Genomic DNA, 14724 nt, shown 5'->3' on the forward strand with positions numbered 1-14724 from the left:
AGCCTGATAATCAGGCTTCTAGTAAATCATTTTATACCATTTTTCTTCAAATTAAATTTATAAATAAAAGAAGGTAAGAAACATGGAGTAAAAGCTTATTTTTAGTGGAAAAGGGTAGGGGGAAGTCCCCCTTTCCTACCAATAATTATAAAAAATCGCTTTAATTTTGCTCGTAGCCTTTGTTCTTTCTGTTTTGAATTTATTACGTGAAAGATGAAAATCTTATAATCTCCCTCCAAGCAATTCAAAAAGACGTCGCAGGTTTCACAAAAAACTCAGTTAAATCTAATTTTTACCAAAGTTATTGATAAAGGCTGATTCTAGTGTTTCTATAACAGTACGGGCATTAGGTCGAACATGTGGGTCAGAGTTGAGTAATGTTGATATGATTTTTCTAACACTAGGTGGAATATTACGTCTTAATTTACCTATTGGTGGCAAGTTTGAAGTTGAAGGGACTTGACCACTAAACAGGTGGTGTAAAGTTGCACCAAGTGCATATAGATCTTCAAATAATCTAGATTGAACAGTAAAGTTATGTGACATTTCAGGAGGGGTATATCCTGGAGTAACCCATGGCATATTATCAGGTTGTTCAATTAAAAAAGCCCCTTCAAAATCTATTGGGCGTAAAATCCCTTGGTTGGAAACAATCAAGTTAAGTGGTTTGCAATCTCGCCATACCCAACCAGCAGAATGAATTTTATCTAACAACCTTGCTAATTGTATACCATATATAAGAGCATCTTTAATTGGGATGTTTTTATTAAGAATTGATTGAAGACTTTGTCCTTCTATAAACTCCAGAGCAACATAAAAATTGGATTCCGCTTTAAAGGTAGAATAAATTTTAGGGATTTCCTCCACACCGGATTTTCTTAATGTAGATATTACATTTGCCTCATTTTGAACCCTCCAGTATCCATCTCTTCCATCCCAGTCCATTTCTCCATACATCCGTCCCTCTTTTAAAATACATAGACGTCCTGGAGATAATGAGAGGTCAATAGCACGGTAAACACCACCCTTTCCTCGATGTAACAAAGCTTCGAATGCCCGAATTGTTGTATTTAGTTCACTAGTCTTATTTATTTTTTTACTCTCATGCTCTTTAGTTTCCTCTATAAAGGGATTTTTTAGCCAATTAGGTGCAGCTGTTCCAGGTTCTCTTAAATCTGGAACCAGGGTTCCTTTTTGTTCGCGAATAGCAGATATACGTGTCCCGTCCGTTTGTTCAATTTCCAAGGAATGAAAAGAACCATAACGATAGTAAACACAAGTTTTTTCTCGAAATGGTAAGTCATAAGGGACTGCCGGGCTATTAAATTTACAAGTAATATTATGTAATTTTTTAGCTATATATAAAGCTTCCTCACTATTACGTGGGTATATACAGTAATGAATTTACCAATTTGACTAAATCCATAATAAAGTCCGCAGTTGAGCTTTTGTAGGGAAAAATACTTTTTTGACGCTAATAATCAGTCATTCTTTTCAATTGTTTTGGAAAATATTAAACATTTAGAGTATGAAGACAGTTATAATAAGGTTGAAGTTGATGGAAAATTGTTGTCGAAAGATAGATATGATGACGTTGCTTTGAAATTTAAATTTGATAGCTAAGAGAATGGGATCAACAAGTGGGACTTGTGGTTGAAATCGATGAAAGTCATTAAAATAAGAAGTTTGATTACAATAGCGAAAGCTAACTACTGAAAGATTCTAAAGCCAAAAGGAATTTAATCAAACAGAGAAGTAATGTTTAAACATAGCTTTTAATAGCTGAGAAGAGTATTAAAAGAATTCAAGTAGAATAGACCCCTCATTCAGAAAAAAAGATATTAGATTAATTCATATGTATTCAACTAGCACCAATTTAAAATGTGGTCAAATTGGTTAAGGTGCTAATATAAGAGTTAGATGTTAATTCATCATATAAATTGATAATGATATAATCAGATTTTTATAGATTGGTACTTGTTTAGCGTTAGTACAAAATTTTTCGAGCTGAAAGAAGGTTTATTATGAGTTATTTGTCTGCATTGAATTACAAATATAAGCAAGAAGATTCAGAGGAGACTTTATTTGTCTTTGATACTAATTATTTCTTATATGCTTATCAAAGTTACTCTAATGGAGATAGTTATATAAAAGCATTAGAGAATAAAAAGAAGGATATATATATTCCTTTTATGACGTATATAGAGTTCCTATCCAATATAAATTCTGTAACCAGTTCCTTGAAAAGTGATATTAAGATTTTAGAAAACTATGTTAATTCAGTTGTTGAAGAAGTAAAGATATTTGATATTCCAGCAATTAAGCAAAAACTAAAATCTGAGAGTTTTAGAAACAAATCGAAGAATTATGACCAATTAAATAATTTACTCAAAAAGGATATAGAAGAAATTATAAATGAATATGTTGAAAGTTCTGTAATGGAAGTTGAAAATAAGTGTATTGAGATAGAGAATATACTTAATGAAAAATTAAAAGGATTTTCTGATTCAGAAAAGAATTTACCTAAGATAGCAGAGTATGAAAAAAAAATAGGAGACCTTACAGATCGAATTGATAAATTGTTTGAAAGTACAAGTGTTCTTGGAGAAATGTATACTCAAGAAAAAATAGATGAATATATATCAGATATGGATGATAGGTATGCAAAGAATATCCCCCCAGGATTTTGTGATGAAAGTAAAGATGATAAAGAAAAGATATTTGGAGACCTAGTTATTCCTGATAAATCAGGAGATCTTATCTTATGGAAAGATTTAATAAATTTGTTACAAGTTGATGAAGAAAAAAAAGAGAAATTCTCTAAAGTTGTAATTGTAACAAATGATGGTTTGTCAGATGAAAAATCAGATTGGAGAATAAAGTTAGGAAAAGAAAGAGTAGTACATGATCAATTAAAGATAGAGTTCTACAAAAAAACGGGTAAACTATTAGATTTAATGAAGGTTGAAGATTTTATTGAATACTTTAGTCTGGAAGATGAAGTTACTAAAGAACACATAGCAAATGAGATTAAAACATTTAAAGAAGTGTATTTTTCAAAAGAAGAAAAAATTGCATTTACTTTGTTTGGTGATGTGCATGCTTTAAATAATCAGAAAGAAATGATGGAAAAAGTATTTATTACAGTTATTAATATGAAAGATTTAAGATACAAGGATTTAAGAGACTTACCGTGTATATCAACTAAACATGAAGAATTAAACACAACTTTTGATTCATATACAGAATTGTTCTTAGATGAAGAAACTGAAATATTATTGGGAACTAGATTAAATAGGACTGATAAATTAAGGTATATTTATAAATTATTTAAAATTGCAGGGTTTGATCCAAGAGACTTAATATTTGATAGTAGAGAGTTACAAAAAATATGGCAAAAATTTTTCCAAAGTAAAGAAAAACTATTGCATTCAGATGAGATCATAGTCTCATTAGAGAGACCTGAAAATCTATTAGGAATATCTGTTATTGGCGATGTAAAATTTTTAAATTCAGGAGAAGAAATCGAAAATAATCTAACTAGTCAAATACGAGATAAGTTAATAAATTGTGAATTTCATGATGAGTCAAGAGAGCCAAAAGAAATTGAATTTAAAGATATTATGTGGAACTTAGGATATAATATTGAGAATCATTTTGTTGATTTTGATGATTTTTAATGTAGATTGTATTCAACTATCATCTACCATGGTTCAACTTGGTTCAAATGCTATCTACAAGAGTCCATTTTTATCCGTTTTAGTCCATAGTGAAAGCCTTCAGAATGTTGATATAAAATGATTCTTATAGATTAGCGTTCTTAAAAAACAATGACTCTAGTTCTCAAAACGTTAATCTATACGTTTTCAAGCCCTTTCTCGGATTACCGAGGAAGGGTTTTTCATTTGTAAAAGACCCATTGAATACCTCTCTAAAAAGTCCATATAAATTTGAAATAAGTTTTCTGTTTTTCTTTTGCTGTGTTTGTCACGTGAGTAATGTAAATGGGGGTACAGCCTCGAATGAAGCAATGGATTGGCAGTTTTAAAAGTGAGGCTACAAAATACTTAGACATTTCCCTCGCTTGGTTTTTGTTTATGTTGATAGTATGAAACCTTAATATTATTGATTGAAAATCGATGTAAAATGAGTAAAAGAGGAGGGTTTCAAATGAATCATTTTTTTATTATAGAAGGTTGTAGAGAAACGGGTAATTATGTTGTTTATGAAGGTAAAAAGGGAGTACAAGAAAACTTGATAATTCAAACTGTAAACAATAAAAAGAAGGGGGGATTAAAGGAATGTAGACAGTATATAGGTAATCACCTGAAAAATAAATGTGGGTATGCATTAAATCAGGTAGTACCGCATCAGTGTGTAAAACCAAATAGGGAAGAGTTCAAAAATCCTTGGCACCTTAATTGTACAGTACAAGATTATATAGATGGTATTGATCCGGCAAAAAAACAGAAGTAAGAACCGTTATTAAGGTTCCTTTTTTGTCCAAAACAAACACAAATATCGGAGGTGGCAGGTGATATAATGGCTGAAAACCATATCAATGCAAAAAATGATTACGAAAAAGGCATGAAGTACAAAGATATTTCAAATTATTTGGGTTTTTCTGGGGATACCATTAGAAAAGTCAAAGGTGACATAATCGGCAATATCGCCAATAAAGTCAAAAGAGACTCCTTTCTACAAAAGTTGAAATCTATTAAAATGGCAGTGTAGAATGGAAGGCAGGACGGGGAGTAGGCTATTCTCTGGGGTATATGGAATTTGATTAAAGCGTCATCTTGATAGCAAAGAGTTCTCTTGTTTAATGAGAGAACTCTTTTTTTCTTTGATTACGTATTTCTGAGTCTTTAATTATCCCTGAAAGAACATCTAATCTGGCATACTCTTCTTCTGGCTTGTTTTCGTTAAGTTCTTCAAGTCTCTTAGTGGATTCGTCAATCCCCACTTCGAAGAATTTTTGTTTGATTGGTCAACCAAATTCCAATTCCTTGTTGGCGGTTATGGTTCATCGAAAAGTTATCACGTTGCTGTTAAATTGATTCTTATGCTTTTGGAAGGGAAATGGACTGCCTTGATTGTTCGTGAGGTATACGATACACACCGGGATTCAACGTATTCTTTATTCGAAGAAATCATTTCTCATTTAGAATTAGATAATAAAATTCGATGTGTTTCGTCTCCTATGAAAATTAGGTTTCCAAATGGATTTAAAATCATTTTCAAAGGGATGGGTAAACCAGCGAAATTGAAATCCATAAGCAATGTATCCATCCCCCGGGAAGTATCTATCTAGTAAAACATCCACTTCTTCCTCTGCAACCATTCCGGTTAAGCAGTTAGGGTAAGGGCTCAGGTTCTGTTTATGTAACAATGGCACGCCCTGGAATGAATGAAAGCGAAAAAGTGAAGAAAACATTCAGAGCAGATAATGCATATTAGAGTTTGCACAGTATAATTAAAGAAAAGGGGGCGGCACTCAAATTGAGAGCAGTCTTTTTAGTATAAAGAAGGGAATTAGTCATCCCTAAATAGGACGGCAAATTTGTATTGGAATTATGGATTATCTCATTTTTTCCGTCTCATAAGTTAAGATCACTCTTTGCAATGAGATACTAATAAAAAAAGCCTCTAAGATATACCTAGAGGTTTTTTCTGTCTACGGAGTCCTGGAAAAACCGTAAATGGAGTTTCCCTAATTATACATTACAATAAAAGAAATTCATTCAAGAAAATGTAAATGTATTTTTATTTTTTATTCCGTCTCACTATAAAAAGATTACTTGTCATTTTGAGACGGTATTTTTTATGCGTTATCAACTTCCTATAATTTATCTTATGAAAACTAAAAAACTTAAAATATAAAAAGTGTAATCTATTGACTACCCTCCCCCTATTTACGGATCAGTCTTCAGAACTATCAGCTATTACAGAACAGCCCTTATACTTATCTTAATGATATAGAGGATATGTTGCCATTTACTAAGTTTCAATTAACTAAAAAATATTATGAGTACGGTCTTACAATCAAGGATAATTTTTTCGAACACCTACTACTCTCTCTCTTATATGGCGTTTCTTGTCAAAATAAAGCTAAAGAAATTTATGGTAATTCCGGTACTTATGTATTAGTATGTAAAAGTATTACATAGTTCTTAATAACGAATTTAGGGGGGAGAAATGTGCGTAATAAAGGTATTTTATCTTTGGTTGCTGTAGGTCTATTTACTTCATCATTGTCGGTAGGTGCTGTGAAGGCTGAGGAAAACGAGAAAGGATTGGCAAGGAAGTCTATTGAGCGTCAAGTGGAAAAGCCACTTGAAAAGGGTTTCGTTGATTCTAAAACTTTTAAACAACTTGAAAAAGAAGTAAATGATTCTCAACCGCAATCAATTAAAGGTCCTAACAAAATGGGTAGAATGAGTAGTTCTTCCAGCGATGAGTATATTTTTGAAACTGAGTACAATGATGACTTTGACTCAGCAGACAACGCATCATACGAAAAAGGAACAATCGGTCAATTGCTTCCTTTGTATGATGTGGATTTTCATAAAATAGATGTTCCTAGTAGTGGAGTTTTATTAGTGGCTGGATTAACTGACTCATATGTTATTGATCTAGAATTTGCGGCAGTGCAAAAAGATTTTGTTACAAATAGTAGCTTAGAGTATTTAGGTAGTGAATATGAGGACGGTGTTGAAGTACAAGCGTATCAAGCTAAAAAAGGCACCTACTATGTAGGTGTTATAGACCAAGATAACGAGTACATTGACGATAATACTGAATATGACATTTATGCTACCGCAACAGCATTTGTAGACAATGTTAACCCATCTAAGCCAACTGTTTATAAGGTTGACAATAATGACAAAGTTGTTACGGGTAAGGCAGAAGCTAACTCTACGGTTACTGTTAAAAGTGGAAATAAAGTGTTAGGCTCTGCAAAAGCAACATCTAAAGGAACATTCTCTGTTAAAATTGCAGCTCAAAAAGCAGGTACTAAATTGACTATCACGGCTATAGATAGTGCAGGGAATGTGAGTTCAAGTGCAACGGTAACTGTTGTAGACGTTATTGCACCAAGTAAGCCAACTGTTTATAAGGTTGACAATAATGACAAAGTTGTTACGGGTAAAGCAGAAGCTAATTCAACTGTAACTGTTAAAAGTGGAAGTAAAGTGTTAGGCTCTGCAAAAGCAACATCTAAAGGAACGTTCTCTGTTAAAATTGCAGTTCAAAAAGCAGGTACTAAATTGACAAGCACAGCTAAAGATAGTGCAGGGAATGTGAGTTCAAGTGCAACGGTAACTGTTGTGGACGTTATTGCACCAAGTAAGCCAACAGTAAATAAAGTAGATGACAATGATAAAGTTGTTACTGGTAAAGCAGAAGCTAATTCAACTGTAACTGTTAAAAGTGGAAGTAAAATGTTAGGTTCTGCAAAAGCAAGTTCTAAGGGGAGCTACTCAGTCAAGATTAAAACACAGAAAAAAGGAACTACACTTTCAATAACTACAAAGGATAAAGCAGGGAATACTAGTTCAAAGGCAACTACTAAAGTTGTAAAACATTAAGTTCAATATAACAAAAAGGGAGCCTGGTGGTTCCCTTTTTTCATTTGGAAGACCTTAGTGAGTCATAATAATACTAGTTAGCACATCTTAATTTATGCCAATATGTAGAATGGTAGGTGTCTCTATAAGGGATAAGGGAGTACTATACCTAAAGAGAGTTACATGTTTTATATGATTGTCTGTCAAAATCAGAACCCATTCGTATTGAGCAAGAGGTACGAAAAGTGATTGAGAATGCTTAGTGACCATTATATAGAGAAAATATAGATATGATTTTTATAAAAAAGTTTGAAAACAATTTATAGAAATCAAAATTTTCACGGGCGGTCCGACCTCAGCGCCTTTGTGCCTGCTGGCCACGCTTTCCCCGCAAGAGTCTCGCACAGCCTCTCAATCAACTTTGTTTTAACTTTTTATATAGAACCCTAGTGTTTAGCATGCTTTTCTAACCTGATCAATCTTTAAATGAAGATTTCCTATCCAATGCCATATGGAATAGATTTTCTTAACCGATGATTACATCTCCGTATGTACTCTTATTCGTATTTTACTGTTCCACTTCACAGCGAGATAGAAATTTTATTGAAGTTCTCCCGTATCCATGATACCTTCAGTTTATAGGGAATGGTTGGGAGGAATAGGTTTTGAACACTAAGGCATTTATATTGGCATCAATTACAGTTATTATTTGGGGATCTACATTCGCCGCTATTCGTGCAAGCTTACATGGCGGGTATTCAGCTGGTCATTTGGTACTTGTTCGTTATCTAATAGCATCAGGGATTTTTGTCCTTTATGCTCTATGGCCTGGGGTGAAATTTCGACTCCCGAAAAAAGCGGATTTGTTGAGGATATCGATCCTTGCATTTATTGGAATTAGTATTTACCATATTGGGGTGACATTCGGGGAACAAACTGTTTCGGCGGGAACGGCTGGAATGCTGATTGGTTCAGCACCTGTCTTCATAGCGATCATTGCTGCTTTCGTCTTAAAAGAACGCCTCGGCCTATTCGGATGGATCGGTTTAGGAATAGGGTTCACAGGAATCACCTTAATAACTTTAGGTACTGCAGGCCCTTCCCTGAATATTTCTGAAGGAGCCTTTTTAGTGCTGATGTCGGCTATTGCTTCTGCAGTGTTTTTTGTTTTCCAAAAGCCACTGTTCAGCCGTTATAATCCGATTGAATTGACAGCATATTTCACATGGATTGGTACAATACCCTTTTTTATATTTTTTCCTGGGCTATTTCAAGAAATTCAACATGCAACGATGGAAGGTCATTTATCAGCGGTTTTTGTTGGTGTTTTCCCTGCGGCCATCGGTTACGTAACTTGGGCAGTTGCACTATCATTAGGAAAAGCCAGTTCCGTATCCAGTCTGTTATACATTGAGCCTGTAATTGCCATTTTTGTCGCTTGGGTTTGGCTGCAGGAGGTCCCTAGTACCCTTTCAGTCATTGGCGGCGCTATTGCTATATTTGGGGTTCTTGTCGTTAATGGGTTCGGAAAGTATAAATCGGTGATGAAAAAAGCAGCATGAAAGATGCTTAAACAGACTAGTATAATCGCAGCATTCTTGAATCATCATGGAGGATGTATGACTAAACACAAAGGGGAGGCACCCAAAAAAGGAATTCACCCAGGTTGATGAGGTCAATCAGATACACCTGGGGAATTGGATTTTTCCGCCTTTCTGAAATTAAATCTTTTTTTAAAGTCCCAATCTAATTTAAATGAATTATTTTCACCTGTTAAAAATTTATAATCGATATAGGATTTTTCTTTTTTGGACATTTCGTCGACAAATGGCGAATAGGTCCGGAATAACAATACATTTTTCTTTTCATCAAATTCTACAAGTCTTAGCCAGCCATTACCCCCTCGATAATTCGTTTGGTAATTGACCAGCATTTGAATGACATCATTTCCTGCTGTGTTTTGTTTTACCCGATGTGCTATCCCATAATAATGCCCATTAACCGTCATGAATACTTGATTATGGTCCTTTACGAGTTCATCCCAAATCACCCGGCCATTAGAAGATTCGACGGCAATGGTTTTATCATTCTTAATCTTCGGGAATATAATATCATGCGAGACGAGGATTGTCGGTTTATCTTTATGCTGGTCTAGAACGTTTTTTGACCATTCCAGATCCTTATGCAAATTTTTCATATCCACTATCAAGATTAGATATTCATAACTTCCTGCCTTAGCGATTGCATATGAACTATACCCAGAGTGAGACGACCCCTTATAGTATTTTTTATTCAAAAAACGCTGCGGCCCATAATGCGTTAAGAAAGGATCGCCGTCCGCATAGTCATGATTCCCAGCTGCCATCAAATATGGAATTTCCTTTTTATCCAAATGGGAAATGGCTCCGAGGGAATTCTGCCATTGGTTTTCTGAATCACTATCGACAATGTCCCCAACAAATGTATTCATGATGATATTGTTCTTCTTGGTGTTATTGGAAATCCAGTTCATTTGGCTATTGAAAATCTCTGGATTTTGGCTCGAATATTTCTGGGTATCCGGGACAAATAGAAAATTATAATTCCTTTTATTCGTTAGAAAGGGTAAAGCTTTGTTTGATCCTTCGAATGGTTCATCGTCACGGGCATCCTGTACAAGCCATTCTTTTTCAGTTAAAGCCTTATTCGCAATTCGTATTTGCTGGATATTCCCTTTGAATAGTGCATTAAACTTATTTCCCCACTCAGATGCTCCGATGTTCCAGCCTTTCCCTTTAACTGCTGCAATACCGATTACTTTTTCCGATTTTCCGTAATCGCTGACGCCATTCAAAGTCAGAGTCGTCGTGTCACCATCATTAACAACCGCCAAATGGTACCATTCATCAGCATTTAATGATCGAGACCAATTGCTTACATTATAATTTAAATTAGATGGATGGCTTGTCCAGTGGATTTTTTGATCACTGGATACAGTTAAAGCAGAAAGGATTTTCTTCTCGCCTTCCATTTTATTAAGATCTGCTGCCTGTCCTTGTCTAGAAAAAAGCCCCATGGCATTCTTGGAATCGCTTGGTAACTTGAACACCGCTTCGATGGTAAACCCCTTATCGAATTCCTCCGAATTGATAGGGGAACCCTTTTTGGTTTTAAAATATCTTCCTGAAGGGGCGTTTTCGTAATTAGCGAACTCCAAGCTATCCACTTTTTCTTGATCATGATAATCTTCTTCGGACCATTGAATCATATTTTTTAATTCAGGCGAGGCAGGATCCCCTATCGTCACTAACTCTAAATCATTTCCATGTTTGCTTGTATCTTCTATAATTAAATTACCTTTATCGATTGAACCGCTTTTAACATGTTGTTTTGTGAATTTCCAATTTGCCACGATATTGCTTCGATTATTTTCAGCAACGGAATCAGCCGATTTGGCAATACCAGGAACAATCATACATAAGAGTGAGAGACCTATTAAAGCTTTTTTCATTCTCATAAAACTTCACCCCATTACATTTTGATTAAGCGATATACATTTATCCTTTTTACTACCTGGATTAATTTGTAGCTTACTAAGCCAAGGTAGATTCCGTACAGCTGCAATATGGTATAGTTTGCTTATCTTCTCGATAACTTATTAAGGATGAGTAAAAAAGTCTTATTTCCACAAAACCCATTAGGGAATAAGTCCTAATGGATTGTTTAACTTTTAAATCAAGGTTTTCAATCGATAGAAATCAATAATATGAAGAGATGTAGTTTGAAGGAATTTGAACATCAGATGGGGAGTAGGAAAACAAGCCTACTGGTAATTGGAATTAATGGACAAAACGAAGAAAAAGCAAAAAAAGAGACAGCCATAAGCTGTCTTTTTTTCACCATCTACAAATCCAAGTCCAACCAAATCCGGGAACCCATACTCTCCTACAGCGTGGAATCCATTGTCCGTGTTCCCAATGACCGCCACCGTGTCCGTCCCATTGACCGCCGCCATGACCGCCACCGTGTCCGTCCCATTGACCGCCGCCATGACCGCCACCGTGTCCGTCCCATTGACCACCGCCATGACCACCGCCATGACCGCCGCCATGACCACCGCCATGACCGCCACCGTGTCCGTCCCATTGACCGCCGCCCGGGCCAGGTATTCGTTCACCATCTATATAATAATACACATTATTAGGGTAATAAGCGCCGTAATTATAATTATACATTCAAGAAATCCTCCTTTTTTTGTTTACCCTTTCAGACTATGTACAAAGGGTGGGAAGGGTCCTATATGGACAATGATGGACAACAAAACAGGGCTGCCTATTTATTGCTGTCAAAATAAAAGACAACAATATTAATGGCTGTTTTTTTTTTGCCACATATTGAATTTAAAACACGAATAGTGCTTTAGTTGTTTTGTTCAGCATTAAAGCAGTAAAGGGGAACCGATCCTTCTAATGAAATGTTAAAAAGTGTTCCTGAAATGAAAGATGAAAATCGAAGACCCATGTTTTTAATCATTTCAGCAGTAAAGGAAACAAAAAATTCATTTAATGAAGGAATTAAATAAAACGGGAAAAAGGCGTTTCTACGAAAGTAGGGACTCCTTTTAGTTATTAACATTAATTTTTAAGCAATAATGCGTTGATTATCTTCTTTAATTAGGTAATGATTAAAATAGTTAAATATGGAAAAGGGGATTTGAGGAGGGAAATTGGATGGAGAAGGTATTTCCGCTTATTGAAACAAAACGATTGATATTAAGGGAAGTAACACTAGAAGATGCGGGTGACATGTTCAAATATCTATCTGATACAGATGTGGTGAAGCCAATGGGGTTAGACCCATTCGAGACAGTAAATGATGTATGGGATGAAATTAAGTGGTACGAATCTATATTTGAAGTAGGTTCGGGAATCAGATGGGGAATTACATTAAAGAATTCCTGTAAGGTTATAGGAAGTTGTGGTTTTCTGAATATGGTCTCCAAACATCATCGAGCTGAAATTGGATATGAATTAACTAAAGAACAATGGGGAAAAGGCATTGCGAGTGAAGCGTTGGAAGCCGTGGTTATGTATGGTTATCGTCACTTTCACCTGGAAAGGATTGAAGCCTTGATTGAACCGGATAATCTCCCATCCCAAAAGCTAGTGGGAAAGCAAGGGTTTAGAAGAGAAGGATTGCTAAGGCATTATGAATATACCTGTGGCAAATTCGATGATTTATATATGTACTCACTCATAAAAGAAGATCTTAACGGCATTTCCTTTTAATTAACCCGAAGCTCTTTTGCGATTTTTCTGAGGGAATTATTACCGATTTTAAGGGGATTTTAGCGGTTTCATGTTGAAGACAAACTCAATGTATCACTAGAAATAAAATTTATGAATTTTTACCCATAAAAAAACCGCTTTTACTTTTTAAGGGTTTGTAAATTTGAACGTTGATTTCCATTCCAGGCACTCGCTTTCCGCGGGCGGTCCGGGAGCCTCCTCGGCGCTCTTTGCGCCTGTGGGGTCTCCCTTGGACTCGCTTTTCCCGCAGGAGTCTCGTACCTTCCATTTCAATCAACTGGAATTTTTTTACACTTTAGTCTGTTCATCACAAACCATGTTTAAGACTAAGTTTCCATTATGGGTTTTTACTCTTTTATGAAACACTTATTAGATTGAAGAAATTTACCATACTCCTGGAGAGTAACTGGCAGATACCAAAGAAGCTTGCGGTTAGAACGTTTTTTAAACTGAAGTCATTATTTGCTTGTATAATCTCTTTCAACCTTACAAATTCGGGTAGTGTATGACGAGTACCAATCTTTCATACCTTTTTCTTGTGCCTTTTTGTGAGCGGCATTTTCCTTCCAAAGTCTAATGGCATCCAGGGACTTCCAATAGGATACGGTAATTCCTAACCCGTTTTGATCTCTTACGCTTTCGACTCCTAAATAGCCATCTTGTTGAGCGGCAAGTTCATCCATGAATTCTGCGGTTGAATTATAGCTTTCGGCATCTTTATCGCTTCTTTGCGAAGTGAAAATACAAGCGTAATAGGGCGGTTCGGGAGTATTTGCAAATAACATGAAATGATGCCTCCTTTTAACTTAATATTCAAAATAATACCACATAGGCGAGAATGAGGATAGTTGCCCGGTAAAGAGGTACTCAGCAAAGAAAACAAGGAGGTAAAAAGAAGTATATATCTCTGACACGGCAATTCTGCTAAAGGGATTTTATTCTGATTCACGAATATATATTACTTTGACGGTTTTACAAAAAAAGGAGATGGTCTTGTGTGCGGGATTCGTTAGCAAACATATAGAAAGAGATGCATTTTTACCGGAACAACGCGATATTCTTTTGAAAAATGCATTAAAAGATTTATCGGCAGATCCTGATGTTTTGGCTATTTACATTGCTGGTTCATTAGCAAAAGGAAACGATGATCAATACTCCGATATAGATTTGCACACCATTGTTATTCCAAAGCGTAAAGCAGAATTTTTAAAGGGAAAAAGGGATAGAGCCAATAATTGGGGAGATGTTTCATTTCACGAAGACTGCAATCCTTATTCACCGTATGTCGTCACTCATTATAATAACTTTGTGAAAGTTGATAGCTGGTATCATGCACCAGGAGAAATTGTTCCCTCCATTTGGTTAAAAGAGGTTGAAGTCATCTATGATCCTTTTAATATTATGAGTCCTGTTATAAAAGAATCGGCAGAGAAAGTGTATAAACCTACACCTGATGAAGTTGAGCATTGGAGAGGAAAGCTGCTTGCTTTTGTCCATGAAACCTACAGGGCCGTTATGAGAAGAGAAATGTTATATGCTTTAACCAATCTTGATAGGATACGGTGGCTGATTGTGTCTGGTTGGTATATGGAAATGGAAGAGCATATAGATGTCCCCTATGGAGTATGGGCAAAAATCGAGGGCAATAGAAGTAAATTAGCTGGAAAGCAGTTATCCCTGTTGGAAAGTTGGGATTGTGGCCGCAATTCAAATGAAATTATTAAAACATTGAGACGTATGATCCCAGAATTCCTCAGACTAAATGAATACCTATGTACTCAAGTGGGTGTCGAAACAAATGAAGACCATATCAAAAGAATAATCGATATGGCTATCTGATACCATATGAGGCTAATGAAATAAAG

At 35.4% G+C, this 14724-nt stretch carries 11 protein-coding genes and 2 pseudogenes; 9 read left to right on the forward strand and 4 right to left on the reverse strand.

All coding sequences use genetic code 11. From position 1 onward, the window contains the following. Positions 1 to 285: 285 nt before the first annotated feature. On the reverse strand, positions 286 to 1404 hold the full coding sequence (locus ACIROD_RS15920) for a protein kinase domain-containing protein (protein WP_483878377.1): 1119 nt from the start codon (positions 1402 to 1404) through the stop codon (positions 286 to 288). A 620-nt stretch (positions 1405 to 2024) separates the two neighbouring features. Here ACIROD_RS15920 and ACIROD_RS15925 point away from each other — a divergent pair. The 7 genes and pseudogenes from ACIROD_RS15925 to ACIROD_RS15955 all read left to right on the forward strand — a co-directional run bounded on the left by ACIROD_RS15925 (position 2025) and on the right by ACIROD_RS15955 (position 9133). Then, positions 2025 to 3680 (forward strand): PIN-like domain-containing protein, encoded by a 1656-nt coding sequence (locus tag ACIROD_RS15925; protein WP_402942038.1) that lies wholly within the window; start codon positions 2025 to 2027, stop codon positions 3678 to 3680. A 308-nt stretch (positions 3681 to 3988) separates the two neighbouring features. Then, positions 3989 to 4100, forward strand: a pseudogene (locus ACIROD_RS15930) (IS1595 family transposase); the annotation flags it as partial. Positions 4101 to 4170: 70 nt separating this feature from the next. Then, positions 4171 to 4476 (forward strand): hypothetical protein, encoded by a 306-nt coding sequence (locus ACIROD_RS15935; protein WP_402942040.1) that lies wholly within the window; start codon positions 4171 to 4173, stop codon positions 4474 to 4476. Between the two features lie 66 nt (positions 4477 to 4542). After that, positions 4543 to 4734 carry a hypothetical protein gene (locus ACIROD_RS15940; RefSeq protein WP_402942042.1) on the forward strand — a complete coding sequence of 64 codons (192 nt, stop codon included), beginning with the start codon at positions 4543 to 4545 and terminating at the stop codon, positions 4732 to 4734. A gap of 166 nt (positions 4735 to 4900) precedes the next feature. Continuing rightward, positions 4901 to 5293, forward strand: a pseudogene (locus tag ACIROD_RS15945) (phage terminase large subunit); the annotation flags it as partial. A gap of 907 nt (positions 5294 to 6200) precedes the next feature. Next, positions 6201 to 7592 carry an Ig-like domain-containing protein gene (locus ACIROD_RS15950; RefSeq protein ID WP_402942044.1) on the forward strand — a complete coding sequence of 464 codons (1392 nt, stop codon included), beginning with the start codon at positions 6201 to 6203 and terminating at the stop codon, positions 7590 to 7592. Between the two features lie 644 nt (positions 7593 to 8236). After that, entirely contained in the window at positions 8237 to 9133 is an 897-nt protein-coding gene (locus tag ACIROD_RS15955) for a DMT family transporter (RefSeq protein WP_101221607.1), read from the forward strand. Positions 9134 to 9246: 113 nt separating this feature from the next. On the opposite strand, the gene ACIROD_RS15960 is transcribed toward ACIROD_RS15955, so the two are convergent. Beyond that, on the reverse strand, positions 9247 to 11067 hold the full coding sequence (locus tag ACIROD_RS15960) for a laminin G domain-containing metallophosphoesterase family protein (protein ID WP_402942046.1): 1821 nt from the start codon (positions 11065 to 11067) through the stop codon (positions 9247 to 9249). A 379-nt stretch (positions 11068 to 11446) separates the two neighbouring features. Then, positions 11447 to 11785, reverse strand: coding sequence for a hypothetical protein (locus ACIROD_RS15965; protein ID WP_402942048.1), 339 nt, complete (start codon positions 11783 to 11785; stop codon positions 11447 to 11449). 495 nt (positions 11786 to 12280) lie between these two features. On the opposite strand from ACIROD_RS15965, the gene ACIROD_RS15970 reads away from it, so the two are divergent. Further along, a complete protein-coding gene (locus tag ACIROD_RS15970; protein ID WP_402942050.1) occupies positions 12281 to 12838 on the forward strand; it encodes a GNAT family N-acetyltransferase in 558 nt (185 codons plus the stop codon). A 479-nt stretch (positions 12839 to 13317) separates the two neighbouring features. Here the strand turns inward: ACIROD_RS15970 and ACIROD_RS15975 are convergent, their stop codons facing one another. After that, positions 13318 to 13644 (reverse strand): antibiotic biosynthesis monooxygenase family protein, encoded by a 327-nt coding sequence (locus ACIROD_RS15975; RefSeq protein WP_402942052.1) that lies wholly within the window; start codon positions 13642 to 13644, stop codon positions 13318 to 13320. Positions 13645 to 13852: 208 nt separating this feature from the next. On the opposite strand from ACIROD_RS15975, the gene ACIROD_RS15980 reads away from it, so the two are divergent. Then, on the forward strand, positions 13853 to 14698 hold the full coding sequence (locus ACIROD_RS15980) for a hypothetical protein (protein WP_402942054.1): 846 nt from the start codon (positions 13853 to 13855) through the stop codon (positions 14696 to 14698). Positions 14699 to 14724: the final 26 nt, after the last annotated feature.

This window comes from Peribacillus sp. NPDC101481 (genome assembly GCF_044767165.1).
Lineage (GTDB): Bacteria > Bacillota > Bacilli > Bacillales > DSM-1321 > Peribacillus.

Excerpts from the sequence above, each read along its gene's own strand:
- ACIROD_RS15935 (WP_402942040.1), top strand. The coding sequence starts at position 4,171 with ATGAATCATTTTTTTATTATAGAAGGTTGTAGAGAAACGGGTAATTAT.
- ACIROD_RS15975 (WP_402942052.1), bottom strand. The coding sequence starts at position 13,644 with ATGTTATTTGCAAATACTCCCGAACCGCCCTATTACGCTTGTATTTTC.
- ACIROD_RS15925 (WP_402942038.1), top strand. The coding sequence starts at position 2,025 with ATGAGTTATTTGTCTGCATTGAATTACAAATATAAGCAAGAAGATTCA.
- ACIROD_RS15960 (WP_402942046.1), bottom strand. The coding sequence starts at position 11,067 with ATGAGAATGAAAAAAGCTTTAATAGGTCTCTCACTCTTATGTATGATT.
- ACIROD_RS15940 (WP_402942042.1), top strand. The coding sequence starts at position 4,543 with ATGGCTGAAAACCATATCAATGCAAAAAATGATTACGAAAAAGGCATG.
- ACIROD_RS15965 (WP_402942048.1), bottom strand. The coding sequence starts at position 11,785 with ATGTATAATTATAATTACGGCGCTTATTACCCTAATAATGTGTATTAT.
- ACIROD_RS15970 (WP_402942050.1), top strand. The coding sequence starts at position 12,281 with ATGGAGAAGGTATTTCCGCTTATTGAAACAAAACGATTGATATTAAGG.